The organism is Geodermatophilus telluris (assembly GCF_900102745.1).
In the GTDB taxonomy this organism is placed as follows: Bacteria; Actinomycetota; Actinomycetes; order Mycobacteriales; family Geodermatophilaceae; genus Geodermatophilus; species Geodermatophilus telluris.
The window spans coordinates 175,206-197,849 of the sequence record NZ_FMZF01000008.1 but is presented as its reverse complement, the minus strand read 5'-3'; the positions used below and the strand labels follow the sequence as shown (position 1 = coordinate 197,849).

Here is a 22,644-nt window from a genome sequence, read left to right as displayed (position 1 = left end):
CTGCGCCGGACCCCCGCGCCCCGCAGGATCGGGGCATGACGGAGCTGACGGTGGCGGTGCCTCGGCACGGGGACGATGGGCGCCGGGATGGTGTCCTCGCTGCGGCGGGCCGGCCTGCCGGTGCGGGTGTGGAACCGCGACCCCGCCAAGGCGCGGGCACTGACCGACACCGGCGCCGCGGCGTTCGACTCGCCGGCCGAGGCGGCCCGGGGCGCCGACGTCGTGCTCACCATGCTGCTCGACGCGGACGCGGTGCTCGACGTGGTCCGGCAGGCCGCGCCCGCCGCCGGGACGACGTGGCTGCAGACCTCGACCGTCGGCGTCGAGGGCGCCGACCGCACCGTCGCCGCCGCCCGCGAGCTGGACCTCGTGCTCGTCGACTGCCCGGTGCTCGGCACGAAGGAGCCCGCCGCGACGGGGGCGCTCACCCTGCTCGCCAGCGGGCCGGAGGAGGCCCGGGAGCGGCTCGGCCCCGTGTTCGACGCGCTCGGCGCGAAGACCGTCTGGCTGGGGGAGGCCGGTGCCGGCAGCCGGCTCAAGCTCGCCTGCAACTCGTGGCTGTTCATGCTGACCACCGGCGCGGCGCAGGCCATCGCGCTCGCCCGCGGCCTGGGCGTGGACCCGCAGCGCTTCCTCGACGCCATCGAGGGCGGGCCGGTCGACTCGCCCTACGCGCACCTCAAGGGCGGCCTGATGCTGTCCGGCGAGTACCCGCCGAGCTTCGCCCTGCCGGGCGCCACCAAGGACGCCCGGCTCATCGGCGAGGCGCTGCGGGGCGCCGGCGTCGCCGACCGGCTGACCGCCGCGGTGCTGGCGACGATGGAGGCCGCCGCCGAGCGGGTGGACGACCCGGCCGCCGTCGACCTGGCCGCCGTGGTCGAGGGGCTGCGCGGCTGAGCCGGGCCTCCCGCCGGGGTGCTCCGGGGCGCACCGGGGTGCTCAGGCCGGCGGGAACTGGCCCGTCTCGACGACGTGGGCCGCCACGTCGCGCACCTTGGTGTTGCTCTGGTTCGACACCCGGGTCAGCGCGTCGAACGCCTGCGCCGCGGTCAGCCGGTATCGCTCCATGAGGACGCCCTTCGCCTGGTCGATGACGGCCCGCGAGTCCAGCGCCACCTGGAGGTGCTCGGCCAGCTGGGCGGTCCGCGCGTACAGCACCGCGTTGCCCACGGTGACGGCGGCGTGGGTGGCGAACCGCACGGCCCGTTCCCGCAGCGCGGCGTCGGACCGCAGCGGCGGCTGCAGGTACAGGTTGAGCCCGCCGGGCACCGCGCGGCCGGCGGGGAAGCCCGCCGACACCAGTCCCCGGCGGTCGGCGGTCACCGCCGCCCGGGCCAGCTCGGGCCAGCGCCGCTCGGACGCCGCGTCCGGCAGCACCTGCACCGTGCCCGAGGTGGCCGCGTCCAGGCACGGGCCGCGCCCGGCGCGGTACTGCACCGTGTCCAGGTCGGCGGCCACCTGGGCGCTGGTCCCCACCGTGCCCGCGCCGTCGCCTCCCACGACGGTCACCGAGACCGCGGGCTGCCCGCCCAGCGTCTCGGTGGCCAGGCCGGCCACCTGCTCGAGCACCAGCGGCAGCGGCCGGTCCACGGGCACCAGGGCGAGGTCGAGGAGGACACCGGGGAGCCGGCCGTCCGCGGGGTTCACGCGAGTCACTCCGAGCAGGCGGTGCCGGCAGCGGGAGCCGGCGGTGGACGTCGGGGTCCCGGCTGCTGCAGGGCCCCGGAGGCGGGGCGAGCCCCGTGGCACGCCGGCTGTGTGACGCGCGGGGACGACGATACGCCGTCGTCCCGAACCCTCGGCGGCACGCCGTCGCGCGTGGCGCCGCGCACCGTGGGTAGGGCTGCGCCGTGGCGGACACCCAGGACGGACCCGAGCTGCACCCGGTCACCCGCGAGCTCGCGGCCGGCCCCAACTACGCGGCGATCAGCACCCTGCTGCCCAGCGGGCGCATCCAGACCCAGTACATCTGGGTGGGCACCGACGGGCAGCGGGTCTACGTCAACACCGAGACCGGACGGCGGAAGTTCGAGAACCTCCAGCGTGACGCGCGCGTGACGCTGGCGATCCGCGACGAGTCGAACCCCTACCGCTTCGCGGAGGTGCGCGGCCGGGTGGCCGAGACCTCGACCGGCCCGGAGGCGCGGGCGCAGATCGACGAGCTGTCGCACAAGTACGACGGGCGGCCCTACCCGGCCGGGAACATCACCACCGAGCGCGTGACGATCTGGATCGAGCCGGAGCGGCAGGTCGTCTCGGGCTGACGGCGCGACGGTCGCCCGGTCCGCCTAGGGCCGGCGGTCCCCGAACCGGGCGGCGAACCCGCCCGGCGTCATCCCGGTCGCGCGGGCGAAGTCGCGGGTGAGGTGCGGCTGGTCGGCGTAGCCGAGCTCGGCGGCCACCTGCGCCACCGTCGCCGTCCCCTCGCGCAGCCGGCCGGCGGCCTCCTGCAGCCGGCGGCGCTGCACCAGCCACTTCGGGGTCAGCCCGAGCCGCCGCGAGACCAGCCGCTGCAGGGCCCGCTCCGACAGCCCGGTCTCGGCGCACAGCTGGTCGACGCGGGTGAGGTCGGGCCGCGACTCCACCAGGGCGACGACCCGGTCGACGAGCAGCCCCTCGTCGTCCACGGGCAGGAACCGGGCCAGCACGTCCGCGTAGACGGCCGTCGCGGCGGCGTGCGCGGCGGGGGAGGACGGGTCGCCGGCCATCGCCGCGCGCACCCCCGCGGCCAGCCGCGCGCCGTGCTCGCCGAGCACCTCGCCGACGTCGACGTGCCGGTCGGTGTACGGCGCGACCGGGCCGCCGGCCACCAGCGCGCCGGCCGCGGGCGTGAGCATGACGCCGGCCGCCCAGCCGTCGCCGGTGAGCGTCGTCGTCGACAGCCCGGACACGACGCCGTGGAAGCGGGCGTACTCGGGGGAGACGATGACCAGGCAGGCCGGGTGCTGCAGCACCCGCTGCACCGACTGCCGCCCGGGCGGCACCGACCACACCGGGATCCAGAACCGCTGCACCAGCGGGGCCAGCGGCGCCGGCACGTCGTAGCGGTGGACGACGGCGGTCGCGTCGCGCGGGTCGCGCAGGTGCGCCCACTCCACCCGGTCGAGCCGGCGCGGGACGGGGGAGGTCGAGGTGTCGGCGTCCACCGCGCCCAGGCTGCCGCACCCGGCCGGCGCCCGTGCGCCTGACATCCCGTCGCGCCGGGTAGCCGGGGTCGGTGCACACCACGAGCGCCGATCCCGCCGACGGGCCCCGCGAGGGCCGCCTGCAGCTGCGCGACGGCCGCACCCTGGCCTACGCCGAGTGGGGTGACCCCGGAGGCCGGCCGGTGCTCGGCTGCCACGGGTCGCCCAGCTCCCGGTTGGAGCGGCACGTCGACGACGCCGCCGCCTACCGCCGCTGGGGCGTGCGGCTGGTCGTCCCCGACCGCCCCGGCTTCGGCGGCTCGGACCCGCAGCGGGGGCGGCGGGTGACCGACTGGCCCGCCGACGTCGTCCAGCTGCTCGACGTCCTGGGCATCGAGCGCACCGCCGTCCTCAGCCTGTCCGGCGGCGCCGCGTACGCGCTGGCCTGCGCACACGCGCTGCCCGACCGGGTGTCGGCGGTCGGCGTGCTGGGCGGCGCCCCGCCGCCCGACGTCCCGTGGCCGTGGCCGGGCTGGCTGCCGACGTCGGTCCGCGCGGCCGCGCACCGCCCGTCCCCGGCGACGACGGCGCTGCTGCGGCCGGCGTTCGCGCCGCTGACCGTCCGCCCGCAGCTGCTGCCCCGCTACCTGCAGCTGCGGCTCAACCCGGCCGACCGCCGGGTGCTCGGCCGGCCCGCGGTCCGGCGGGTGCTGGCGCGCACCTTCACCGAGGGGCTGCGGCAGGGGTCGGGCGCCCTCGCCGAGGACCGGGCGCTGCTGTTCCGGCCGTGGGGCTTCCCCGTGGGTGAGGTGCGCCAGCACGTGCGCATCTGGCACGGCACCCAGGACTGGCAGGTGCCGGTGGCGCTGGGCCGGGTGCTGGCCGCGATGCTGCCCTCGGTGACCGCGCGCTGGTACCCCGGTGAGGGCCACTTCCTCGTGTTCGACCACGCGCGGGACGTCTACCGGGAGCTGCTGTCGTGAGTGCCCGGCGGCGGATCGGGTAGCCGGGCGCCATGTCCCCGACCCGCACGCCTCCGACCCGCACGCCCCCGACCTACGTGAATGCGAACCGGCTGTGGGTGGACTCCCGCCTCCGCCACCTCGCCGGCCGGCAGCTCGAGGGGCGCATCCTGGCGCGCCTGGGCGCCCGCGGCGCCCGCGCCGTGGACATCGGCACCGGCCGGCGGGGGCTGGGCGCGCGGGTCGCCGTCGAGCGGTTCGGCGCCACCGAGGTGACCGCCTTCGACGTGCACCAGGCCTCGGTCGGCCGGGCGCGGGTGCGCTGCGCCGACCTCGCCGACCGGGTCACCTTCCGGGTCGGCGACGCCACCGCGCTGCCGGTCGACGACGGCAGCGTCGACCTGGTCGTCGACTTCCACGCCCTGCACCACATCCCCGACTGGCGGGCCGCGGTCGCCGAGGCCGCCCGGGTGCTGCGGCCCGGCGGCGTGCTGGCCCTCACCGAGATGACCGCCCGCTTCGTCGACGCGCCGTGGCTGCGCGCGGTCTCCCGCCACCCGGCCGACCGGTTCTCCACCGACGAGCTGGTCGCCGAGCTCGGCCGCGCCGGTCTCGACGTGCCGCCGGGGAAGCTGCGGCGGGGGGCCGGCGACCGCTGGGTGCAGGCCGTCGCCACCCGCAGGTGAGCCCGGGGGCCGCCGTCCGCGGTGCCCTGGCGCTGCTGCGCCGGCACGCCGGGCGGGTCTACGCCGTCTCCCTGGCGGTCACGCTCGTCAACACGGTGCCCGACGTGCTGCGCCAGCTGCTCGTGTACGACGACCCGAGCGTCGCGCACGCGCTGCTGGTCGACGCCGTCGGCTTCGGCACCGGGCTGCTCGCCCAGCTGTGGCTCACCGGCGCGCTCACCGGCCTGCCCGACGACGGCCGGGTGCGTCCGCGCGGCGCCTTGGTGCGGGGGACGGCGACGGCGCTGCGGGCGGTGCGCACCTCCCCGGCCGCGGTGCTCGCCGGCGTCGTGCTCGGCGGCGGGGTGTCGGCGCTGGTGACGATCCCGCCGTCGGTGGCCGCGCTCGGGGTCGACGGCGTCCTCGGCCCGCTGGACGCCCCGTCGGCCGCGGCGTTCACCGTCGCCACCGTCAGCGACGTCGTGGCCAGCGCCCTCACGCTGCCCTTCCTCGCCCTGGTGCTGGTGCTGGTCGCCGGTTCGACCAGGCAGTTCGCGGGCAAGGGCCGTTCGTGAGCAGGGACGAGTGGGACGTCACCCGGAAGACCGTCGGGTCGCTGTCGATGTGGATCGGGAGCGCGGCGCTGTTCGCGCCGCGCTGGATCGCCGGCGCACTGGGGGTGCGGCCCGACGCCGCACGCGGCGACGTCGCGCTGCCGCTGCTGGTCCGGCTGGCGGCCGCCCGCAACATCGCGATGGGCGCGGCGCTGCTGGTGACGCCGCCGCCGCAGGCCCGCCGCACCACCGAGGTGGCGCTGCTGCTCACCGCTCTCGACGCCGCCGCCGTGTGGACCTCCCGTGCCACGGGCGACGTGCGCCCGCGCAGCGCCGTGCTGTCCGGGATCGTGCTCGCGGTGGCCTCCTACGGCACCGCCCGCTGGCACCGCCGGTGAGCCGGCGCCCCCGGCTCACCGCCAGGCGAACACCGGCGCCTCCAGGTGCGCCACCCGGGTGGTCTCGCCGCGGCAGGCCAGCCGGCAGAACTGGTGCACCACCGCCGCGGTCGGCGCGTGCACCCACCCGCCGAGCAGCGGCAGCCGGATGACCGGGGCGTCGGACTCCGGGATGGGCACCAGCTGCGGGTCGACGTCGAGGTCGGCCAGCGGCACCTGGTAGGCGGCGGCCACCTCGGCCTCGGCCGGGGCGAGTTCGCCGGTGGCGCCGGCCCAGACGACCACCGGCGTCATCACGTAGCCCGAGCGGGTCACGTAGTCGTCGAGCAGGCCCAGGACGACCTCCGGCCCGCGGTGCAGCCCGACCTCCTCGGCCAGCTCGCGCAGCGCCGCCTCGACCGGGCCCTCCCCGGGGTCGAGCCGCCCGCCGGGCAGCGCCCACTGGCCGGCGTGCGCGCGCAGCCCGGCCGCCCGGCGGGTGACCAGCAGGGCGGGCACGCCGTCGTCGCAGGTGACGCAGACGGCGACGGCCGCGGCCTTGAGCTCCGGCCGGTCGGCCGCGCGGCGCGGGAAGGCCCGCAGCCGCGCGGCCAGCGTGTCCCGGGTCAGCACCCGGACAGGGTCGGTCAGAGCCAGCCGCGCCGCGAGCCGAGCTGGCGGACGGCGGCGTCGAGCTGCGCGGCCACCGCGGACACGTCGGTGTCGGAGTGGCGCAGCTGCAGCCGGCCACCGACGTCGCGGCCCTCGGTGAACAGCCCGCCGCGCCGGTCGACCTCCAGCACGACCTCGACGCCGTGCGGCCCGGCCAGGAAGGTCACCTCGAGCTCGTTGACCCGACCCCGCAGCGACGACGGCGGCGCGAACTCGACCTCCTGGTAGAAGGGCAGGTCGCTGCCCGCCAGCCGGCCCTTCTCGACGTCGGCGCCGCGGAAGGCGAAGCCCAGCCCGGACAGGGCCTGGATGACGGTGCGCTGCACCGGCAGCGGCTCGACGACGACCGGGTCGAGGTCGCCGGGGTCGGTGCCGCCCGGGACGTCGACCCGGGTGCGCAGGCCGATGGCGACCCCGCGCAGCGTCCACCCGTCGACGGCGGTGAACGGGCACTGCCAGGGCACCGGGAAGCTGAACGGCACGGCCGCCCGCGCGCCGGGCTCGATCCGGCCGGCGCCGGCCACGACCGCGGTGCCGAAGACCACGTCCTCCTTCCACTCGTGGTCGCCGCTCTCGACCTCGACGCGCGCCTGCAGCGACACCCGGCACTCGGCGATGTCCTGGGCGACCTTGCCGCCGGTGAGGTGCACGGTGCCGGTCACGGTGCCGCCGGGCGTGGTGACGGGGGAGTCGAGGACGGTGTCGACGTCGGCGTTGCCGGCGCCGAGCTTCGCCATCAGGTCACGGAAGGCCATGGGGGAGTGCTCCGTTCGGATCGGGGACGGCCGGCACTCTGGCACCACGCACGGGGGCTGGGGAGGGTTCCGCTCGCGGTCCGGGCGCCGGGTGCACCCGCAGGGCGAGCAGCGCGACGTCGTCGGCCCGCTGCGGGGCGAGCCGGGCGAGCAACGCGTCGCAGACCTCCTCCGCCGGCAGCTCCGCGAGGTCGCCCGCCGCCGCGAGCAGCCGGTCGAGGCCCGCGTCGAGGTCGGCGTCACGGCGCTCGACGAGGCCGTCGGTGTAGAGGACGACGGTGGTCCCCGGCGGCAGCGTCTCGGTGCCGTCGTGCCGGGCCCTCGTGGGGTCCACCCCGAGCAGCAGGTCGGGTCGGCCGCCGAGCAGGCGGGGTCCCCCGCCGGGCGGCACCACCAGCGGGGGCAGGTGCCCGGCGCTGGACCAGATCAGCGACCGTGCTCCGGCGCCCTCGCCCTCCGGGGCCGGGCCGACGCGGGCCACGACGGCGGTGACCAGGGTGCTCGTCCCGAGTGCGGCCAGCGCGCCGTCGAGGACGGCGAGCACCCGGGACGGCGGGCCGTCGACGGCGTGCGCGATGCCGCGCAGCGCGTTGCGCACCTGGCCCATCACCGCGGCGGCCATCCGGTCGTGGCCGGTGACGTCACCGATGACGAGGGTGGTGCCCTCGCCCGCGGCGAACGCGTCGTACCAGTCGCCGCCGACCTGCGCCTCCACCGCGGCCGGGCGGTACCGGACGGCGAGGTCGAGCCCGGGCCGGTGCGGCGGGTCGGTGAGCAGCGAGCGCTGCAGCGTCTCGGCCAGGCTGCGGGTGGCCGAGGCCAGCCGCCGCTCGTCCTCGAGGCGGGTCACCCGTTCCACCGCCTGCACGGTCTGGACGGCGAGCGCCTCGAGCACCCGCACGTCGTGGTCCTCGAACACGCGGGGCCCGGGCCAGCCGACGGTCAGCGAGCCGAGCAGGCGGTCGCCGGAGCGCAGCGGCAGCGCCGCCCAGGACCGCAGCCCCGCTGCTGGCGGCGGCTGGGCGCCGGCGTCGCCGACCAGCACCCTCCGCCCCCGGGCGGCGACGGCCGCGGGGTGCTGCGCGTCCGCGGCGAGCCGGCGGCCCACCGGCGCGCCGGACGCGGTGAGCACCAGGTCACCGCCGGGCAGCCCGGGCAGCGCGAGCGCGAGCAGCGACGCGCCCAGCGCGGCGCCGCCGTGCTCGGCGAGCAGGTCGACCAACTGGGGCCGGCTCTCGGCGGCGGCGAGGGCGGAGACGATGGCGGCCAGGCCGGCGAGCGACTGCGCGGTGCGCCGCTGGCGGGCCCCGACCGCGCGCAGCTCGGTGACGGCGCTCTCCAGCTCCCGGGTGCGGGTGAGCAGGTCGGCCTCGACGTCGGCCACGCGGCGCTGCTCCCGGTCGGCCTCGCCGCGCGCCTCGTCCCGCAGCCGCACGTAGTGGGTGATGTCCTCGGTGCGGTGCAGCAGGAAGACCACCCGGCCGTCGTCGTCGAGGACCGGCACGTGCACGGGGCTCCAGTACCGCTCCTCGAAGGTGCCGTCGGGCCGCGGGATGGCGTACCTCTGGATCTGCATCACCACCGGCCGGCCGGTGTCGCGGGCCTGCTCCAGCGTCGTCCGCAGGTTGGCCGGACCGTCGGCCGCCGGGTCGTCGGGCGGAACGGGGAAGACGTCGAACAGGGAGCGGCCGACCGTCTCCTCGTGCGTCCTCCCGGCCTGCTGCAGCAGCGCCCGGTTCGGGTGCACGATCACGAGGTCGGGGGTCAGCAGCACCAGCGGCACCGGGGCGACGTCGAACACCCGCGTCCAGTCGGGAACCGGCAGCTCCTGGTCCATCGTCTCCCCGTGCCCCGGCCGGGGAGCGGGGACACACCGGTGCTACCCGCGGGTAGTTGGACGTCCTACTAAATCCCGCCTACCGTGCAGCCATGGCCTCCGCGGAGCTGCACGCGCCCGTCCACCCCGTCCGGTTCGTCACCGCGGCGAGCCTGTTCGACGGGCACGACGCGGCGATCAACGTCATGCGGCGGCTGCTGCAGAGCCAGGGCGCGGAGGTGGTGCACCTCGGGCACGACCGCAGCGTCGACGCCGTCGTCCGCGCCGCGCTGGAGGAGGACGTCCAGGGGGTGGCCATCTCCTCCTACCAGGGCGGGCACGTCGAGTACTTCGGCTACCTGGTCGACCGGCTGGCCGAGGCCGGCGCGTCGCACGTGCAGGTGTTCGGCGGCGGCGGGGGCGTGATCGTGCCCGAGGAGATCGCGGCGCTCCGCGAGAAGGGCGTGCGCATCTTCAGCCCCGAGGACGGCGCCCGCCTCGGCCTGCCCGGGATGATCAACGAGCTGATCCGCGCCTGCGACGTCGACCTGACCGCCGAGCGCCCCGACGCCGACGCGCTGCTCACCGGCGACCCGCGCGCGCTCGCCCGGGCGATCACGGTGCTGGAGGCGGGCGCCGACGAGGGGCTGGCCGTCCGCGTCCGCGAGGCCGCCGCCGCGCGCACCGTCCCGGTGCTGGGCATCACCGGGACCGGCGGCTCGGGCAAGTCCTCGCTCACCGACGAGCTGCTGCGCCGGCTGCGCCGCGACCAGGAGGACAAGCTCCGCGTCGCCGTCCTCGCCATCGACCCCACCCGCCGGCGCGGTGGCGGCGCGCTGCTCGGCGACCGGATCCGGATGAACGCGCTGGAGTCCGGCGAGGGCTCGCACACCTTCTTCCGCTCGATGGCCACCCGCTCCGCCGGCGCGCAGGTGCCCGAGCACCTCGACGACGTGCTCGCCGCGGTGAAGGCGGCCGGCTTCGACCTGGTCGTCGTGGAGACGCCGGGCATCGGCCAGGGCGACGCGGCGATCGTGCCGTTCAGCGACGTGTCGCTCTACGTCATGACGCCGGAGTTCGGCGCCGCGTCGCAGCTCGAGAAGATCGACATGCTCGACCTCGCCGACGTCGTCGCGATCAACAAGTTCGAGCGCCGCGGTGCCGAGGACGCCCGCCGCGACGTCGCCCGGCAGATGGTGCGCAACCGGGAGGCGTTCGGGCAGCCGTGGGAGCAGATGCCGGTGTTCGGCACCAGCGCCGCCCGCTTCGACGACGACGGCGTCACCGCGCTGTACCAGGAGCTGCTGCGCCTGCTGGTGGAGAAGGGGCTGCCCGCGGGCTCCGGGGTGCTGCCGCGGGTGGACGTCCGCGCCTCGACCGGCCTGTCCAGCGTGGTGCCGTCGTCGCGGGCGCGGTACCTGGCCGACGTCGCCGACGCCGTCCGCGCGCACCACCGGGTCACCGAGGAGCAGGCCGCCGTCGTCCGCCGGCGCGAGCACTTGACCACCGCGGCGGAGGTGCTCGACGGGGAGGCGGCCGACGCCGCCCGCGCGGCGGCGGAGGCCGCCGACCGGGAGCTGCTGCCCGAGGTGCGCACGCTGCTGGAGGAGTGGCCGGCGCGGGTGGAGCAGTACTCGGGCGACGAGTACGTCTACACGGTGCGCGGCAGGGAGATCCGCACGCCGCTGACCCGCGAGACGCTCTCCGGGACGAAGGTGCCGCGGGTGGCGCTGCCGCGCACCACCGACCAGGCCGACCTGCTGCGCTTCCTGCGGCGGGAGAACCTGCCCGGCGCCTTCCCGTACACCGCCGGTGTCTTCCCGTTCAAGCGCGCCGGCGAGGCTCCGGCGCGGATGTTCGCCGGCGAGGGCGACGCGTTCCGCACCAACCGGCGCTTCCGGGTGCTGTCGGCGGGCAACGAGGCCACCCGGCTGTCGACGGCGTTCGACTCGGTGACCCTCTACGGCCGCGACCCCGACCCGCGCCCCGACGTGTACGGCAAGGTCGGCACGTCCGGCGTCTCGATCGCCACGCTCGACGACATGCGGGCGCTCTACGACGGGTTCGACCTGTGCGCCCCGACGACGTCGGTGTCGATGACGATCAACGGCCCGGCGCCGGCGATCCTCGCCATGTTCGTGAACACCGCGATCGAGCAGCGGCTGGACGCCTTCCGCGCCGAGGAGGGCCGCGAGCCCGACGAGGCCGAGGCCGACGAGATCCGCGCCTGGGTGCTGTCCACCGTCCGCGGCACGGTACAGGCCGACATCCTCAAGGAGGACCAGGGCCAGAACACCTGCATCTTCTCCACCGAGTTCGCGCTGCGCTGCATGGCCGACATCCAGGAGTGGTTCATCCAGCACCGGGTGCGCAACTTCTACTCGGTGTCGATCTCCGGCTACCACATCGCCGAGGCCGGGGCGAACCCCATCAGCCAGCTGGCCTTCACGCTGGCCAACGGGTTCACCTACGTCGAGGCCTACCTCGCGCGCGGCATGGCCATCGACGACTTCGCGCCCAACCTGAGCTTCTTCTTCAGCAACGGGATGGACGCCGAGTACACGGTGATCGGCCGGGTGGCCCGGCGGATCTGGGCGGTGGCGATGCGCGACCGCTACGGCGCCAACGCCCGCTCCCAGCAGCTGAAGTACCACGTGCAGACGTCGGGCCGGTCGCTGCACGCGCAGGAGATGGACTTCAACGACATCCGCACCACGCTGCAGGCGCTGTGCGCGATCTACGACAACGCCAACTCGCTGCACACCAACGCCTACGACGAGGCGGTGACCACGCCGTCGGAGCACTCGGTGCGCCGCGCGCTGGCCATCCAGATGATCATCGACAAGGAGTGGGGCCTGGCGGGGAACGAGAACCCGCTGCAGGGCTCGGCGGTCGTCGACGAGCTCACCGACCTGGTCGAGGAGGCGGTGCTGGCGGAGTTCGACCGGATCGCCGAGCGCGGTGGCGTGCTGGGCGCGATGGAGACCGGCTACCAGCGCGGCAAGATCCAGGACGAGTCGATGCTCTACGAGCACCGCAAGCACGACGGGTCGCTGCCGATCGTCGGCGTCAACACGTTCCTCGACCCGCACCGCGACGAGGCCCCGCCGAAGCCGGTGGAGCTGGCCCGGGCGACCGAGGCGGAGAAGCAGTCGCAGCTGCAGCGGCTGGCCGACTTCCAGGCCCGGCACGCCGACGAGGCGCCGGCCGCGCTGGCCCGGCTGCAGGAGGCGGCGACCTCGGGCGGCAACGTGTTCGAGGCGCTGGTGGACGCGGTCCGGTCGTGCTCGCTGGGCCAGATCAGCGACGCGTTCTTCGAGGTGGGCGGCCAGTACCGGCGCAACGTGTGATCGACGACCTCGGCACCGAGGTCGGCCTGCCCCGGCCGCCGCGGCGGGTGGTGTCGCTGGTGCCCTCGCTCACCGAGGCGCTGGCGGTCACCGTGCCCGACCGGCTGGTGGGCGCGACCGAATGGTGCACGCACCCGGCGGGTCTCGACGTCGCCCGGGTGCGCGGGACGAAGAACCCCGACCGCGCAGCGATCGCCGCGCTCGAGCCCGACCTCGTGGTCTGCAACCGGGAGGAGAACCGCCGACTCGACGTCGACCGGCTGCGCGCGGCCGGCGTGCCGGTGTGGGTGACGGTCATCGAGACGGTGGACGAGGCGCTGGCGTCGATGCGCCGGCTGTTCGGCGCGGTGCTGGGCGTGGCGGAGCCGGCCTGGCTGACGGACGCCGCCCGCGAGTGGGCCCGGCCGGCGCCCTCGCCGTCCCGCCGGGTGGTCGTGCCGGTCTGGCGGGACCCGTGGATGGTGGTCGGCCCGCGCACCTTCACCGGCGACGTGCTGGCGCGCCTGGGCCTGGTCAACGCGTTCGGGGCGGGGGAGGACCGCTACCCGCACGTCTCCGTGGACGACGTGCGCGCCGCCGGTCCGGACGTCGTCCTGCTGCCCGACGAGCCGTACCCGTTCACCGCCGACGACGGCCCGGAGGCGTTCCCCGGGCTGCGGTCGGTGCTGGTGTCCGGGCGGGCGCTGACCTGGTACGGCCCCTCGCTGGCCACCGCCCGCGCCGAGCTGCTGGAGGCCCTCGGGCCGCGGTGACGCGGGGATGACGGGGCGATGACGCCGCGCGGCCGACGATGCCGCTCGCAACCCGTCAACCGCGGGCCGCGGGCGACCTCCGCGGCCGGCACCCCACCCGAGGGAGAACCCCGAATGGCAGTCAACGTGCTCTTCGCCGTCTACGGAGCGCTGCGCGACGGCAACCAGGACCGGACCGAGGCCGCGTCCGTGATCGGCCCCCTGCAGCGCGCCATCGACAGCCGGGTCGGTGAGGTCGTGCGGATCGACAACACCACCATGGGCCGTGACCCCGCGCCGGGCGTGACCAAGCACTTCGGCGCGCTCGTCGACGTCCACGGCACCCGGCGCGCGTTCGCGTGCCAGGAGGGCCAGACGATCGACTTCACCTGACCGGCGCACCCGTCGGCCCGTGGCCGTCCCGCTCGACCGGGACGGCCACGGGCCGACGGCTCAGCCGAGGGATCGGCGCATCAGCACCCGGGGGAAGCCACCGGCGGTGGCGTCGGTGTCGGCGGCCTTGGTGAACCCGGCCGCCTCGAACAGCCTCCGCGTGCCGACGTAGGCCATGGTCGTGTCGACCCGCCGGTCCCCGCTGTCGGCCGGGTAGCCCTCGACGGCGGGCGCGCCGTGGGCGGCCGCGTGGTCGACGGCCCCGCGGACCAGTGCGTGCGCGACGCCCTGCCCGCGGTGGCCGGGGCGCACGCGCACGCACCACAGCGACCACACCGGCAGGTCGTCGACGTGCGGGATCAGCCGCGAGCGCTGGAAGGGCAGCTCCGCCCGCGGCGCGACGGCCGCCCAGCCGACCACCTCGTCGCCGTCGTAGGCCAGGACGCCGGGCGCGACCGGCCGCGCGGTGAGCTCCCGGACGTACTCGCGGCGGGCCGGTCCCACCAGCTCGCGGTTGGTGCGCGAGTCGACGCGGTGGCTGAGGCACCAGCAGACGCTCGAGTCCGGGTTCTTCGGCCCGAGCACCGTGGCCACGTCGTCGAAGCGTTCCGCCGTGGCCGGCCGGACCTCGATGCCCACCGCGCGACGGTAGCGGCCCGGCGCGACGCCGGTCGATCGGCACGGTGCGCGCGTCGACCGGTGGGCGCGCGATCCGTGCCGGACCCGCGGCAGCCCGCGGGGGCGTGCCAGCATGCGCCATGAGCAGCGACGTCGACGTCGAGGTCAGCGCCCTGGCGATCAACGTGACGGTCCCGGAGGAGCTGCGCTGGACCGACACGCGGCGCGGCGAGGAGTTCCTGCTGACCACGCTCAACGTGCGGCTGCTGCCCGACGGCTCCCTCGCCGCCAAGGCCTACGGCCGGCCGACCGCCGGGGGCCGCGGCGCCTACGTCTCGTTCCGCGTGCCGGACCGGCCGGAGCTCGCCGGCCTCGTGTCGGCAGCCGCCGACCGCGCCGCGGAGTTGTGGGCCGCGCACCGCGGCCCGGGCTGAGCCTGTGGCGCCCGTCGTCGACATGCTGCGGTCTCGACCGCGTCGAGACCGCAGCAGGTCGACACCGGGCGCCTCGCCGGCGGGGAGCTCAGTGCGCGCGGTCGTAGACGGCGCAGTGCGCGCCGGTGTCGGAGACGGTGCTCCCGGCGAGCGTCCAGCGGGCAGGGGGGAGGCCCTCCCCGTCGAACAGGCGCGGGCCGGCACCGAGCACCTCGGGGCACCAGACGACGGCCAGCCGGTCGAGGGCGTCGACGGCGAGCAGCCGGGTGACGACGCCGCCGCCGAGCGCGAGGACGTCGCCCCCGCGGCGGCGGCGCAGGTGGGAGGCGACCTGGGACGGGTCGACCTCGAGCACCCAGCTGTTGTCCCACCCCGGCTCGGTCATCGTGGCGGAGAAGACGATCTTCTCGACCCCGTCGAGCCAGCCGCCGAACGCGCGGTCGCGGGGGTCGGCCGCGGCGTCCCCGGCCACCGCCGGCCAGGCCTCCCGGGCGCGCAGGAAGTCCCCCTCGCCGAGCAGCGCGGTCGTCGCCGGGGCGTGCAGCCGCTCCCGGTGCTCGCGGACGGCGTCGCTGCGCAGGTGCGGCACCGCCCACTCGGGGGCGTCGGAGGCGCCGGCGACGCGCCCGTCCAGCGTCGCGAGGACGCTGCCGACCAGGGGCCTGCCGCCGTTCGCTCCGGGCACGCGGCCCATCAGACCAGCGCCCGCCCGGCGGCACCAGACGGTCGCGGCCGGGCGTGGGCAGGATGGGCGGCATGCCGCGGCTGCTCGTCGTCCACCACACCCCCTCGCCGAACCTGCAGGCGGTGCTGGAGGCGGTCCGCGAGGGCGTGGCCATGGTGGCGGAGGCCGAGCTGGCCGAGCGCCCTGCGCTGTCGGCCGGGGCGGCCGACCTGCTGGCTGCCGACGGCGTGCTGCTGGGCACCCCGGCCAACATCGGCTACATGAGCGGGGCGCTCAAGCACTTCTTCGACACCGTCTACTACCCGTGCCTGGACGCCACCGTCGGGCTGCCCTTCGGCGTCTACGTGCACGGCGGCGACGACACCGCCGGCGCGCTGCGGGCCATCGCCACCGTGACCGGCGCCCTGCGGTGGAAGCAGGTCGCCGCGCCGCTGTCCCTCACCGGCGCGCCGACGGGGGAGGACCTCGAGGCCGTCCGCGAACTCGCCGCGACGGTCGCCGTCAGCCTCTAGCCTCCACGGGGTGAGCACGCGCCTGGTCGTCATCGGAGGGGACGCCGCCGGCGGCAGTGCGGCGTCGCAGGCGAAGAAGCGGCGGCCCGACCTCGACGTCGTCCTGTTCGAGCGCGGCCGGGCCACCTCGTACTCCGCCTGCGGCATCCCGTACTGGATCGCCGGCACCGTGCAGCGCGAGGAGCAGCTGGTCGCGCGCACGCCCGAGCAGCACCGCGCCGCGGGCCTCGACGTGCGGATGCGCACCGAGGTGGTCGGCATCGACACGCGCGAGGGGGTCGTGCACTGGCGCGACCTGGAGACCGGCGCCGAGGGCACCGAGCCCTACGACGACCTCGTCTACGCCACCGGCAGCGTGCCGATGCGCCCGCCGGTCGAGGGCATCGACGCGCCCGGCGTGTACGGGGTGCAGGTGCTCGACGACGGCGTCGCGCTGCGCGCCGAGCTCGACAGCGGGGACGTCCGGCGGGTGGTCGTCGTCGGCGGCGGCTACATCGGCCTGGAGATCGCCGAGGCCTGCCGGATCCGCGGGCTGGACGTCACCGTGGTCGACCTCTCGCCGCAGCCGGTGGGCACCTTCGACCCGGACGTGGGCGCCTTCATCGCCGACGCCGTCCGCGGGCAGGGCATCGAACTCGTGCTCTCCGACGGCGTCGCCGCCATCGACGTCGGCCCCGAAGGCCGGGCCTGCGCGGTGGTGACCCGGAGCGGCCGCGAGCTGCCCGCCGACCTCGTCGTCCTCGGCCTGGGGGTCCGGCCCAACGTGCGGCTGGCCCAGGAGGCCGGCATCCCGCTGGGCACCTCCGGCGGCGTCGCCGTCGACCAGCGGATGCGCACCCAGGTGCCGGGCGTCTGGTCGGCCGGCGACTGCGTCGAGTCGGTGCACCGCCTGTCCCGGCAGCGGGTGGTCGTCGCGCTGGGCACGCACGCGAACAAGCAGGGCCGCGTGGCCGGCATCAACATCGGCGGCGGGTACGCCACCTTCCCCGGCGTCATCGGGACCGCGATCACCAAGATCTGCTCCACCGAGGCCGCGCGCACCGGGCTGTCGGAGGCCGAGGCGGAGCGGGCCGGCTACTCCTACGTCACCGCCGCGGTGGACTCCACGACCAAGGCCGGCTACTTCCCGGGCGCGAGCCCCATCCGGGTCAAGATGATCGCCGAGCGGCGCAGCGGGCGGCTGCTGGGCGCGCAGGTGGTCGGGCGGCAGGGCGCGGCCAAGCGGATCGACGCGCTGGCCATCGCCATCTGGAACGAGATGACCGTCGACGAGGTGCTCTCCCTCGACCTGTCCTACGCCCCGCCGTTCGCGCCGGTGTGGGACCCGGTGCTCATCGCCGCCCGCAAGGCGTTCGAGGCGGTCGAGGCCGACACCCGCGGCTGACCGCTCACCGCAGCGCCGCCCCCATCCGCTCCACGACCCGCTCGAGCACCGGCCCGGGCGTGGCGAAGTTCAGCCGCACCGCGCCCCGGCCGGCCACGCCGCACCGCGCGCCGTCGACCACCGCGACCCCGGCGCGTGCCAGCAGCAGGTCGCCCGGCTCGGCCACGTCGAACCCCTCGAGCCACGCGAGGTAGGTGCCCTCCGGCGGGGTGTACCGGACGCCGGGCAGGTGCGCGGCGACGAGGTCGGCGAGCAGCCGGCGGTGCCCGTCGAGGACGACGAGCAGCTCGTCGAGCCAGTCGACGCCGTCGGTGTAGGCCGCGGTGTTGGCCACGGCGCCCAGGGTCGAGGTGCCGTGCTCGAACGGGTGGCCCACCTCGGCCCAGAGCGCCGCGTCGGCCTGGTTGGTCAGCACCAGCTGCGCGCACTTGAGCCCGGGCAGGTCCCACGCCTTGGACGCCGAGGTCGCGGTGACCGCCTGCCGCGCGGGCACCTCGCCCAGCGACGCGTAGGGCACGTGCCGGTGCCCGGGGAAGACCAGCGGGGCGTGGATCTCGTCGGCGAACACCCGCCCGCCGTGCCGGTCGACCACCTCGGCGACGGCCAGCATCTCCGCGGGCTCGAGCACCCGGCCGACCGGGTTGTGCGGGTTGCACAGCACCAGCAGGTGCCCGCCCGCGGCGAACGCGGCGTCGAGGGCGTCGAGGTCGTAGACGAACCGGTCGCCGTCGCGGGCCATCGGCACCTCGAGCACCTCCCGGCCCAGCGCCGGCGGCACCTCCAGGAAGGGCATGTAGGCGGGGGTGGGCAGCACGACCGGCGAGCCGGGGCGGGACAGGTGGGTGATCGCGGCCGACAGCCCGGCCAGCACGTCGGACAGCGGCCGCACCCGCTCCGGCGGCACCGCCCAGCCGTGCCGGTCGAGCAGGAAGCCGGCGGTGGCCCGGGCCATGTCGTCGGCCAGCCAGTCGGGCAGGTAGCCGAGCAGCCCGCGGTCGACCGCGTCGTGCAGGGCCCGGGTGACCGCCGGCGCCGTCCCGAGGTCGGACTCGGCGATCCACGCGCCGAGGGCACCCGGGTGGCGGGTCCACTTCAGCCCACCGCGTGCCCGCAGTCGCTCGATGAGGTCGTCGGCCACGTGCCGATCCTGCCCGGCTGCGACGATCCGGGCATGGCGCTGCTCGTGGTGGTCAACCGCTCGGCCGGCACGGCGGACGACGAGGCGCTGGACGCCGCGCTCGCCGTCCTCCGGGAGGGCACGGACGTCGAGGTGGCCGCCACCGCCGACGCCGGTGAGCTCGACCGGGTGCTGGCCGGTCTCGACGGCCGCGGGCCGGTCGTGGCCGGCGGCGACGGGTCGCTGCACGCCGCGGTGGCCGCCCTCGACCGCGCCGGTGCCCTCGGCCGGCCCCTCGGGGTCCTGCCGCTGGGCACCGGCAACGACCTGGCGCAGGCCCTCGGCCTGCCGCTGGACCCCGCCGCGGCCGCCCGGGTGGTGCTCGGCGGGACGGTGCGGCCGCTGGACCTGCTGCGCGACGACGCCGGGGGCATCGTGGTCAACGCGGTGCACGCCGGCGTCGGCGCGGAGGCGGGGGAGCGCGCCCACCGGCTCAAGGACCTCCTCGGCGCGGTCGCCTACCCGGTGGGCGCCGCCGTCGCCGGCGTCAGCAGCCCGGGCTGGCGGCTGCGGGTGGCGGTCGACGGCGCGGCGGTGGCCGATCCGGACACGCCGGTGCTCATGGCCGGGGTGTGCAACGGGCCGACCGTCGGCGGGGGCACCGCGCTGGCGCCCGACGCCCGCCCGGACGACGGCCTGGCCGACGTCGTGGTCGTCACCGCCACCGGCCCCGCGGCGCGGGCGGCCTTCGCCGCGGCGCTGGCCGCCGGGCGGCACGCAGAACGCGACGACGTCCTCGTCGTCCGCGGGCGGGAGGTGACGCTGTCCGGCGACGCGGTCGGGCTCGACGCCGACGGCGAGCTGCAGGACCCGGTCACCGCGCGCACCTGGCGACTCGAGCCGGCCGCCTGGTCGGTGCTGGTGCCCTCAGCCCCCGGCCGGTGACCAGCCCAGCAGCGGGCCCAGCCGGGTGGCGGTGTCGGTGAGGATCTGCTCGTAGTCGGCCTCGGCGAAGCTGAACGGCAGCGCGAAGACCACCTCGGTGACCTCGCGGAAGCCGGCGTGGGCGTACAGCGCCTCGGCGACCTGCTCGGAGCTGCCGACGATGTCCGGGGCGAACAGCAGCCGGCCGGGCCCCTGCGGCACGCCGACCCGCGGGGCCCGCGCGGCGGCGTAGGCCGCGTAGCGCTCCCGCTGCTCCGGCGTCGCGGTGTCGGTGGGCACGACCACCAGGCCCTGCGACACCCGCCCGGTGCCGCCGGCTCCCCGGTAGGCGCGGACCTGGCCGGCCTGGATGGCGGCGAAGTCGGTCGACCCCTCCTCGGCGCGCACCACGCTGCTGGTCAGCAGGTTCATCCCCGCCCGCCCGGCCCACTCCGCCGAGCGGGTGCTGCCGCCGCCGTACCAGAGCCGCGAGCGCAGGCCGGGGGAGTGCGGCTGCACCCGGTCCGACCACTCCTCGACCACGCCCTCGCGACCGGAGAACGAGGCCGCCGGCTCCCCGGCGACCAGCCGCAGCAGCCGCTCGACGCGGGTGTAGGTGAGGTCCTCGGCGTCGGCGGTGTCGGGGTAGAGCGCGCCCTTGACGTCGTCCCAGTGCATCGGTGGGCCGACGCTGACGCCGGGCTGCAGCCGCCCCCCGGACAGGACGTCGACGGTGGCGAGGTCCTCGGCCAGCCGCAGCGGGTTCTCCCAGCCGAGCGGGGTGACCGCGGTGCCCAGCGCGATCCGCGAGGTCCGCTGGGTGAGCGCGGCGAGGACGGCGACCGGCGAGGAGATGCCGTACTGCAGGTGCCGGTGCCGCAGCCAGGCGCTGTCGAACCCCAGCCGCTCGCCGAGCTCGACCATCCGCAGGGTGGCCTCGTGCCCGGCGCGCGGGTCGGCCGGGTCGAAGGTGCCGATGGTCAGGAAGCCGAGCTGCTCGAGCGGCGTGCCGGGGGCGGGCATGGGTGCGATCCTGCCCGCCGCCTCACCCGCCCCCGCCGGCCCGGGGGTCAGGAGGCGGGCGTCACCCGGAGGGCCAGCAGCGCGACGTCGTCGTCGGTGGACCCGCGCACGCCGGCGAGCAGCCGGTCGAGCAGGTCGTCCAGCGAGCCCCGGTCGTCCCCGGCCAGTGCCCCGGCGAGCTGGGCGATGCCGCTGTCGAGGTCGGTGCGGCGTCGCTCGACCAGCCCGTCGGTGTAGAGCAGCAGGGTGCTGCCCGGCGGCAGCGGGGTCCGCCAGGTGGAGCGCGCGCGGGCGGGGTCCAGGCCGACGAGCAGGTCGGGGGGTGAGGTGAGCACCTCGACGGTGCCGTCGGGGGAGCGCAGCAGCGGCGGCGGGTGACCCGCGTTGCTCCACGACAGTACGCGGCCGCCGTCGTCCCCCGGGTCGACGCGGGCCACCACGGCGGTGGCCAGCGCGCCGACCCGCAGCCCGCCCACCGCGGCGTCGAGACGGCCGAGCGCGTGCGCGGGCGGCTCGCCGGCCTCGAAGGCGAACCCGCGCAGCATCGAGCGCAGCTGACCCATGGTCGCCGCGGCGCGCACGTCGTGGCCGGTGACGTCGCCGATCACCAGCACCGGGGCGCCGTCGGAGTCCTCGAAGGCATCCCACCAGTCGCCGCCCACCTGCGCGCCGGCGCTGCTGGGCAGGTAGCGGGCGGCCAGCTCCAGCCCGGCCGGGGCGGGCAGCTCGCCGAGCAGCGCCCGCTGCAGCGTGGTGGCGACCGACTCCTGCTCGGCGAGCAGCACCGCGCGGGAGACGGCCTGCGCCGTGTACCGCGCGAGGGCCAGGACGAGGCCCTCCTCGGCGGGGGTGGGCGTCCGGGGCCCGTCCCAGACCAGGCTGAGCGTGCCGGGCAGGTCGCCGGCCACCGGCAGCGGCAGGTGCGCCGACGCCTCGAAGCGCACCGGCCCGTCGGTCACCGACCCGGCGGCGGGGAACCGGGCGAGGGTCGTGGCGGCGTCGGGCAGGAACAGGGCGCGGCCGCGCGCCAGGGCCGCCGTCGGCGGGTGGTCGGTCCCGAGCGGCAGCGACGGCCACTCCCCGTCCCCGTCACGGTCCCCGTCGCGGTGTCCGTCGCGGTCCCCGTCGCCCGGGCGCCCGGCGACGGGGACCAGCCGCAGCCGCCGGGTGCGCGGGTCGACCAGCCCGACGTAGCTCCACGCGGTGCCGAGGACCTCGGTGGCGGCCGACGAGACGGCGGCGGCGACGTCGGGGAGGGTGACCGCGTCGGCCAGGGCCTCGGCGAAGCGCAGCAGGAGGCGGTTCTGCTCGCCGGCCTGCTCGGCGGCCCGCCGGGCGGCCTCGGCGTCCCGGGTGGCGACGCGCAACCGCAGCTCGGAGGCGGCCAGGCCGGCGACCTGGGTGAGCAGGGCGACGTCGGTCTCGGTCCACTCGCGCGGCCGGCCGTCGATCGCGCAGACCGCCCCGACGACCTCGCCGTCCGGGGCGAGCAGCGGCACGCCGCAGTAGGCGACGACGCCGAGGTCGGCGACGGCGCCGTTGTCGGCCAGCACCTCCACCCGCCGGGCGTCGCCGACCACCAGCGGCTGCGCGCTCTGCCGCACGTACTGGCAGAACGAGTGCGACAGCGGGGTGCGCCGGCGGGCCTGCCACGGCGCCGGCAGGCCGACCGCGCCGGGGAACACCTGCTCGTCGGGGCCGACCAGTGTCACCAGGGCGGTGGGCACGTCGAGCAGCGTGCGGACCAGCGCGACCAGCCCGTCGAAGTCGGCGTCGGCGATCGTCGGGTCGTCGGCGGGCGGCCCGTCCGTGCTGGTCACGCGCCAACGGTAGTCGGGGGCGGGGACGGGGCCGCTCAGCGCGGCAGGCGGCCGAGCAGGTGGAACTCCGGGTTGGGCGGGATCGCCGCGAAGTGCGCCAGCCGGTTGGACAGCGCGAAGAAGGCGGTGATCGCACCGACGTCCCACACGTCGTCCTCGGTGAGGCCGTGCGCGCGCAGCCGGTCGAGGTCCTCCGGGGTCACCGCGGCGGGGTCGGTGGCCAGCCGGACGGCGACGTCGAGGACCGTGCGCTGCCGGTCGTCGAGCGGGGCCTTGCGCCAGTCGACGGCGACCAGGTCGGCCAGGTTGGGGTCGCGCATCCGGATGCGGGCGATGGCGCCGTGCGCGACCACGCAGTACGCGCAGCCGTTGGCCGCGCTGGTGGCGACCACGATCAGCTCGCGCTCGCCGGTGGACAGGCCGGGGGTGTCCTTGTCCATCAGCGCGTCGTGCATGGCGAAGAACGCGCGCGCCTCGTCGGGACGCCAGGCCAGCGCGGCGAAGACGTTGGGCAGGAAGCCGGAGCGCTCCTGGACATCGGCGTAGCGCTCGGCGAGGTCGGCGGGCAGGCCGGCGGGGTCGGCGACGGGGAACCGGCTGATCGGGGTGTCGGTGCTCACGCCGCCCAGCCTGCCGTGTGCCGGCGCGCGGTGCCCCGGCGTCGGTCAGAACGGCGGTGGGCCGTGCTCCGCCGACTCCGGTGGCGGGAGGTGGTCGGTGACCCGGG

The 22,644-nt window shown here is 76.8% G+C and carries 24 protein-coding genes; 13 read left to right on the top strand and 11 right to left on the bottom strand.

Annotation, left to right across the window (positions count from 1 at the left end):
• Nucleotides 1-87 precede the first annotated feature (87 nt).
• Nucleotides 88-897, top strand: a complete 810-nt coding sequence (locus BLQ97_RS21990; protein ID WP_217637317.1) for an NAD(P)-dependent oxidoreductase — start codon at nt 88-90, stop codon at nt 895-897.
• Nucleotides 898-939: 42 nt separating this feature from the next.
• Here the strand turns inward: BLQ97_RS21990 and BLQ97_RS21985 are convergent, their stop codons facing one another.
• The gene (locus tag BLQ97_RS21985) at nt 940-1,647 is read right to left on the bottom strand and encodes a GAF and ANTAR domain-containing protein (RefSeq protein ID WP_175471874.1); all 708 of its coding nucleotides are present in this window, start codon (nt 1,645-1,647) and stop codon (nt 940-942) included.
• Nucleotides 1,648-1,850: 203 nt separating this feature from the next.
• On the opposite strand from BLQ97_RS21985, the gene BLQ97_RS21980 reads away from it, so the two are divergent.
• Nucleotides 1,851-2,264 (top strand): TIGR03618 family F420-dependent PPOX class oxidoreductase, encoded by a 414-nt coding sequence (locus BLQ97_RS21980; protein ID WP_091369047.1) that lies wholly within the window; start codon nt 1,851-1,853, stop codon nt 2,262-2,264.
• A 24-nt stretch (nt 2,265-2,288) separates the two neighbouring features.
• Here BLQ97_RS21980 and BLQ97_RS21975 read toward each other — a convergent pair whose 3' ends face one another.
• Nucleotides 2,289-3,146, bottom strand: coding sequence for a helix-turn-helix domain-containing protein (locus tag BLQ97_RS21975; RefSeq protein ID WP_217637316.1), 858 nt, complete (start codon nt 3,144-3,146; stop codon nt 2,289-2,291).
• 71 nt (nt 3,147-3,217) lie between these two features.
• On the opposite strand from BLQ97_RS21975, the gene BLQ97_RS21970 reads away from it, so the two are divergent.
• From BLQ97_RS21970 to BLQ97_RS21955, 4 genes are all read left to right on the top strand, one after another.
• A complete protein-coding gene (locus BLQ97_RS21970) occupies nt 3,218-4,108 on the top strand; it encodes an alpha/beta fold hydrolase (RefSeq protein WP_091369042.1) in 891 nt (296 codons plus the stop codon).
• Between the two features lie 98 nt (nt 4,109-4,206).
• Nucleotides 4,207-4,773 carry a class I SAM-dependent methyltransferase gene (locus tag BLQ97_RS21965; RefSeq protein WP_245692624.1) on the top strand — a complete coding sequence of 189 codons (567 nt, stop codon included), beginning with the start codon at nt 4,207-4,209 and terminating at the stop codon, nt 4,771-4,773.
• Entirely contained in the window at nt 4,770-5,327 is a 558-nt protein-coding gene (locus tag BLQ97_RS21960) for a hypothetical protein (RefSeq protein ID WP_091369038.1), read from the top strand. The genes BLQ97_RS21965 and BLQ97_RS21960 overlap by 4 nt, the downstream gene beginning before the upstream one ends.
• On the top strand, nt 5,324-5,704 hold the full coding sequence (locus BLQ97_RS21955; RefSeq protein WP_091369035.1) for a DUF4267 domain-containing protein: 381 nt from the start codon (nt 5,324-5,326) through the stop codon (nt 5,702-5,704). The genes BLQ97_RS21960 and BLQ97_RS21955 overlap by 4 nt, the downstream gene beginning before the upstream one ends.
• Nucleotides 5,705-5,719: 15 nt before the next feature.
• On the opposite strand, the gene BLQ97_RS21950 is transcribed toward BLQ97_RS21955, so the two are convergent.
• From BLQ97_RS21950 to BLQ97_RS21940, 3 genes are read right to left on the bottom strand one after another with little or no spacing between them, the layout of a single operon-like run.
• Entirely contained in the window at nt 5,720-6,316 is a 597-nt protein-coding gene (locus BLQ97_RS21950) for an NUDIX hydrolase (RefSeq protein ID WP_091369033.1), read from the bottom strand.
• Nucleotides 6,317-6,330: 14 nt separating this feature from the next.
• Nucleotides 6,331-7,110 (bottom strand): sporulation protein, encoded by a 780-nt coding sequence (locus tag BLQ97_RS21945; RefSeq protein WP_091369031.1) that lies wholly within the window; start codon nt 7,108-7,110, stop codon nt 6,331-6,333.
• Entirely contained in the window at nt 7,097-8,947 is a 1,851-nt protein-coding gene (locus BLQ97_RS21940) for a SpoIIE family protein phosphatase (protein WP_091369028.1), read from the bottom strand. The genes BLQ97_RS21945 and BLQ97_RS21940 overlap by 14 nt, the downstream gene beginning before the upstream one ends.
• 92 nt (nt 8,948-9,039) lie before the next feature.
• On the opposite strand from BLQ97_RS21940, the gene icmF reads away from it, so the two are divergent.
• The 3 genes from icmF to BLQ97_RS21925 all read left to right on the top strand — a co-directional run bounded on the left by icmF (nt 9,040) and on the right by BLQ97_RS21925 (nt 13,400).
• Complete coding sequence (icmF, locus tag BLQ97_RS21935; RefSeq protein WP_091369026.1) at nt 9,040-12,276, top strand: fused isobutyryl-CoA mutase/GTPase IcmF; 3,237 nt, start codon at nt 9,040-9,042, stop codon at nt 12,274-12,276.
• Nucleotides 12,273-13,028 (top strand): helical backbone metal receptor, encoded by a 756-nt coding sequence (locus BLQ97_RS23705; protein WP_091369021.1) that lies wholly within the window; start codon nt 12,273-12,275, stop codon nt 13,026-13,028. Before icmF ends, BLQ97_RS23705 begins: the two co-directional genes overlap by 4 nt.
• A 114-nt stretch (nt 13,029-13,142) precedes the next feature.
• Nucleotides 13,143-13,400 carry a hypothetical protein gene (locus BLQ97_RS21925; RefSeq protein WP_091369018.1) on the top strand — a complete coding sequence of 86 codons (258 nt, stop codon included), beginning with the start codon at nt 13,143-13,145 and terminating at the stop codon, nt 13,398-13,400.
• A gap of 60 nt (nt 13,401-13,460) precedes the next feature.
• Here the strand turns inward: BLQ97_RS21925 and BLQ97_RS21920 are convergent, their stop codons facing one another.
• Nucleotides 13,461-14,039 (bottom strand): GNAT family N-acetyltransferase, encoded by a 579-nt coding sequence (locus BLQ97_RS21920; protein ID WP_091369015.1) that lies wholly within the window; start codon nt 14,037-14,039, stop codon nt 13,461-13,463.
• A gap of 119 nt (nt 14,040-14,158) precedes the next feature.
• On the opposite strand from BLQ97_RS21920, the gene BLQ97_RS21915 reads away from it, so the two are divergent.
• A complete protein-coding gene (locus BLQ97_RS21915; protein ID WP_091369013.1) occupies nt 14,159-14,452 on the top strand; it encodes a hypothetical protein in 294 nt (97 codons plus the stop codon).
• 88 nt (nt 14,453-14,540) lie between these two features.
• Here the strand turns inward: BLQ97_RS21915 and BLQ97_RS21910 are convergent, their stop codons facing one another.
• Nucleotides 14,541-15,137, bottom strand: a complete 597-nt coding sequence (locus tag BLQ97_RS21910) for a dihydrofolate reductase family protein (protein WP_175471873.1) — start codon at nt 15,135-15,137, stop codon at nt 14,541-14,543.
• 71 nt (nt 15,138-15,208) lie between these two features.
• Here BLQ97_RS21910 and BLQ97_RS21905 point away from each other — a divergent pair, with 71 nt between their 5' ends.
• Nucleotides 15,209-15,649 carry an NAD(P)H-dependent oxidoreductase gene (locus tag BLQ97_RS21905; RefSeq protein ID WP_091369173.1) on the top strand — a complete coding sequence of 147 codons (441 nt, stop codon included), beginning with the start codon at nt 15,209-15,211 and terminating at the stop codon, nt 15,647-15,649.
• 10 nt (nt 15,650-15,659) lie between these two features.
• Nucleotides 15,660-17,033 carry an FAD-dependent oxidoreductase gene (locus BLQ97_RS21900; protein ID WP_091369008.1) on the top strand — a complete coding sequence of 458 codons (1,374 nt, stop codon included), beginning with the start codon at nt 15,660-15,662 and terminating at the stop codon, nt 17,031-17,033.
• 4 nt (nt 17,034-17,037) lie between these two features.
• Here BLQ97_RS21900 and BLQ97_RS21895 read toward each other — a convergent pair whose 3' ends face one another.
• Nucleotides 17,038-18,171, bottom strand: coding sequence for a MalY/PatB family protein (locus tag BLQ97_RS21895; protein WP_091369006.1), 1,134 nt, complete (start codon nt 18,169-18,171; stop codon nt 17,038-17,040).
• A 33-nt stretch (nt 18,172-18,204) separates the two neighbouring features.
• On the opposite strand from BLQ97_RS21895, the gene BLQ97_RS21890 reads away from it, so the two are divergent.
• Entirely contained in the window at nt 18,205-19,095 is an 891-nt protein-coding gene (locus BLQ97_RS21890) for a diacylglycerol/lipid kinase family protein (protein WP_091369171.1), read from the top strand.
• Here BLQ97_RS21890 and BLQ97_RS21885 read toward each other — a convergent pair.
• From BLQ97_RS21885 to BLQ97_RS21875, 3 genes are read right to left on the bottom strand one after another with little or no spacing between them, the layout of a single operon-like run.
• On the bottom strand, nt 19,078-20,097 hold the full coding sequence (locus tag BLQ97_RS21885) for an LLM class flavin-dependent oxidoreductase (protein WP_091369004.1): 1,020 nt from the start codon (nt 20,095-20,097) through the stop codon (nt 19,078-19,080). The two genes, BLQ97_RS21890 and BLQ97_RS21885, sit on opposite strands and share 18 nt — an antisense overlap.
• A gap of 47 nt (nt 20,098-20,144) precedes the next feature.
• A complete protein-coding gene (locus tag BLQ97_RS21880) occupies nt 20,145-21,917 on the bottom strand; it encodes a GAF domain-containing SpoIIE family protein phosphatase (RefSeq protein ID WP_175471872.1) in 1,773 nt (590 codons plus the stop codon).
• Nucleotides 21,918-21,952: 35 nt separating this feature from the next.
• Nucleotides 21,953-22,537 (bottom strand): peroxidase-related enzyme, encoded by a 585-nt coding sequence (locus tag BLQ97_RS21875; RefSeq protein WP_091368999.1) that lies wholly within the window; start codon nt 22,535-22,537, stop codon nt 21,953-21,955.
• Nucleotides 22,538-22,644: the final 107 nt, after the last annotated feature.

Coding starts and splice junctions, on each gene's coding strand:
- BLQ97_RS21905 (WP_091369173.1), top strand. CDS start 15,209: ATGCCGCGGCTGCTCGTCGTCCACCACACCCCCTCGCCGAACCTGCAG.
- icmF (WP_091369026.1), top strand. CDS start 9,040: ATGGCCTCCGCGGAGCTGCACGCGCCCGTCCACCCCGTCCGGTTCGTC.
- BLQ97_RS21940 (WP_091369028.1), bottom strand. CDS start 8,947: ATGGACCAGGAGCTGCCGGTTCCCGACTGGACGCGGGTGTTCGACGTC.
- BLQ97_RS21945 (WP_091369031.1), bottom strand. CDS start 7,110: ATGGCCTTCCGTGACCTGATGGCGAAGCTCGGCGCCGGCAACGCCGAC.
- BLQ97_RS21990 (WP_217637317.1), top strand. CDS start 88: ATGGTGTCCTCGCTGCGGCGGGCCGGCCTGCCGGTGCGGGTGTGGAAC.
- BLQ97_RS21885 (WP_091369004.1), bottom strand. CDS start 20,097: ATGCCCGCCCCCGGCACGCCGCTCGAGCAGCTCGGCTTCCTGACCATC.
- BLQ97_RS21890 (WP_091369171.1), top strand. CDS start 18,205: ATGGCGCTGCTCGTGGTGGTCAACCGCTCGGCCGGCACGGCGGACGAC.
- BLQ97_RS21925 (WP_091369018.1), top strand. CDS start 13,143: ATGGCAGTCAACGTGCTCTTCGCCGTCTACGGAGCGCTGCGCGACGGC.
- BLQ97_RS21915 (WP_091369013.1), top strand. CDS start 14,159: ATGAGCAGCGACGTCGACGTCGAGGTCAGCGCCCTGGCGATCAACGTG.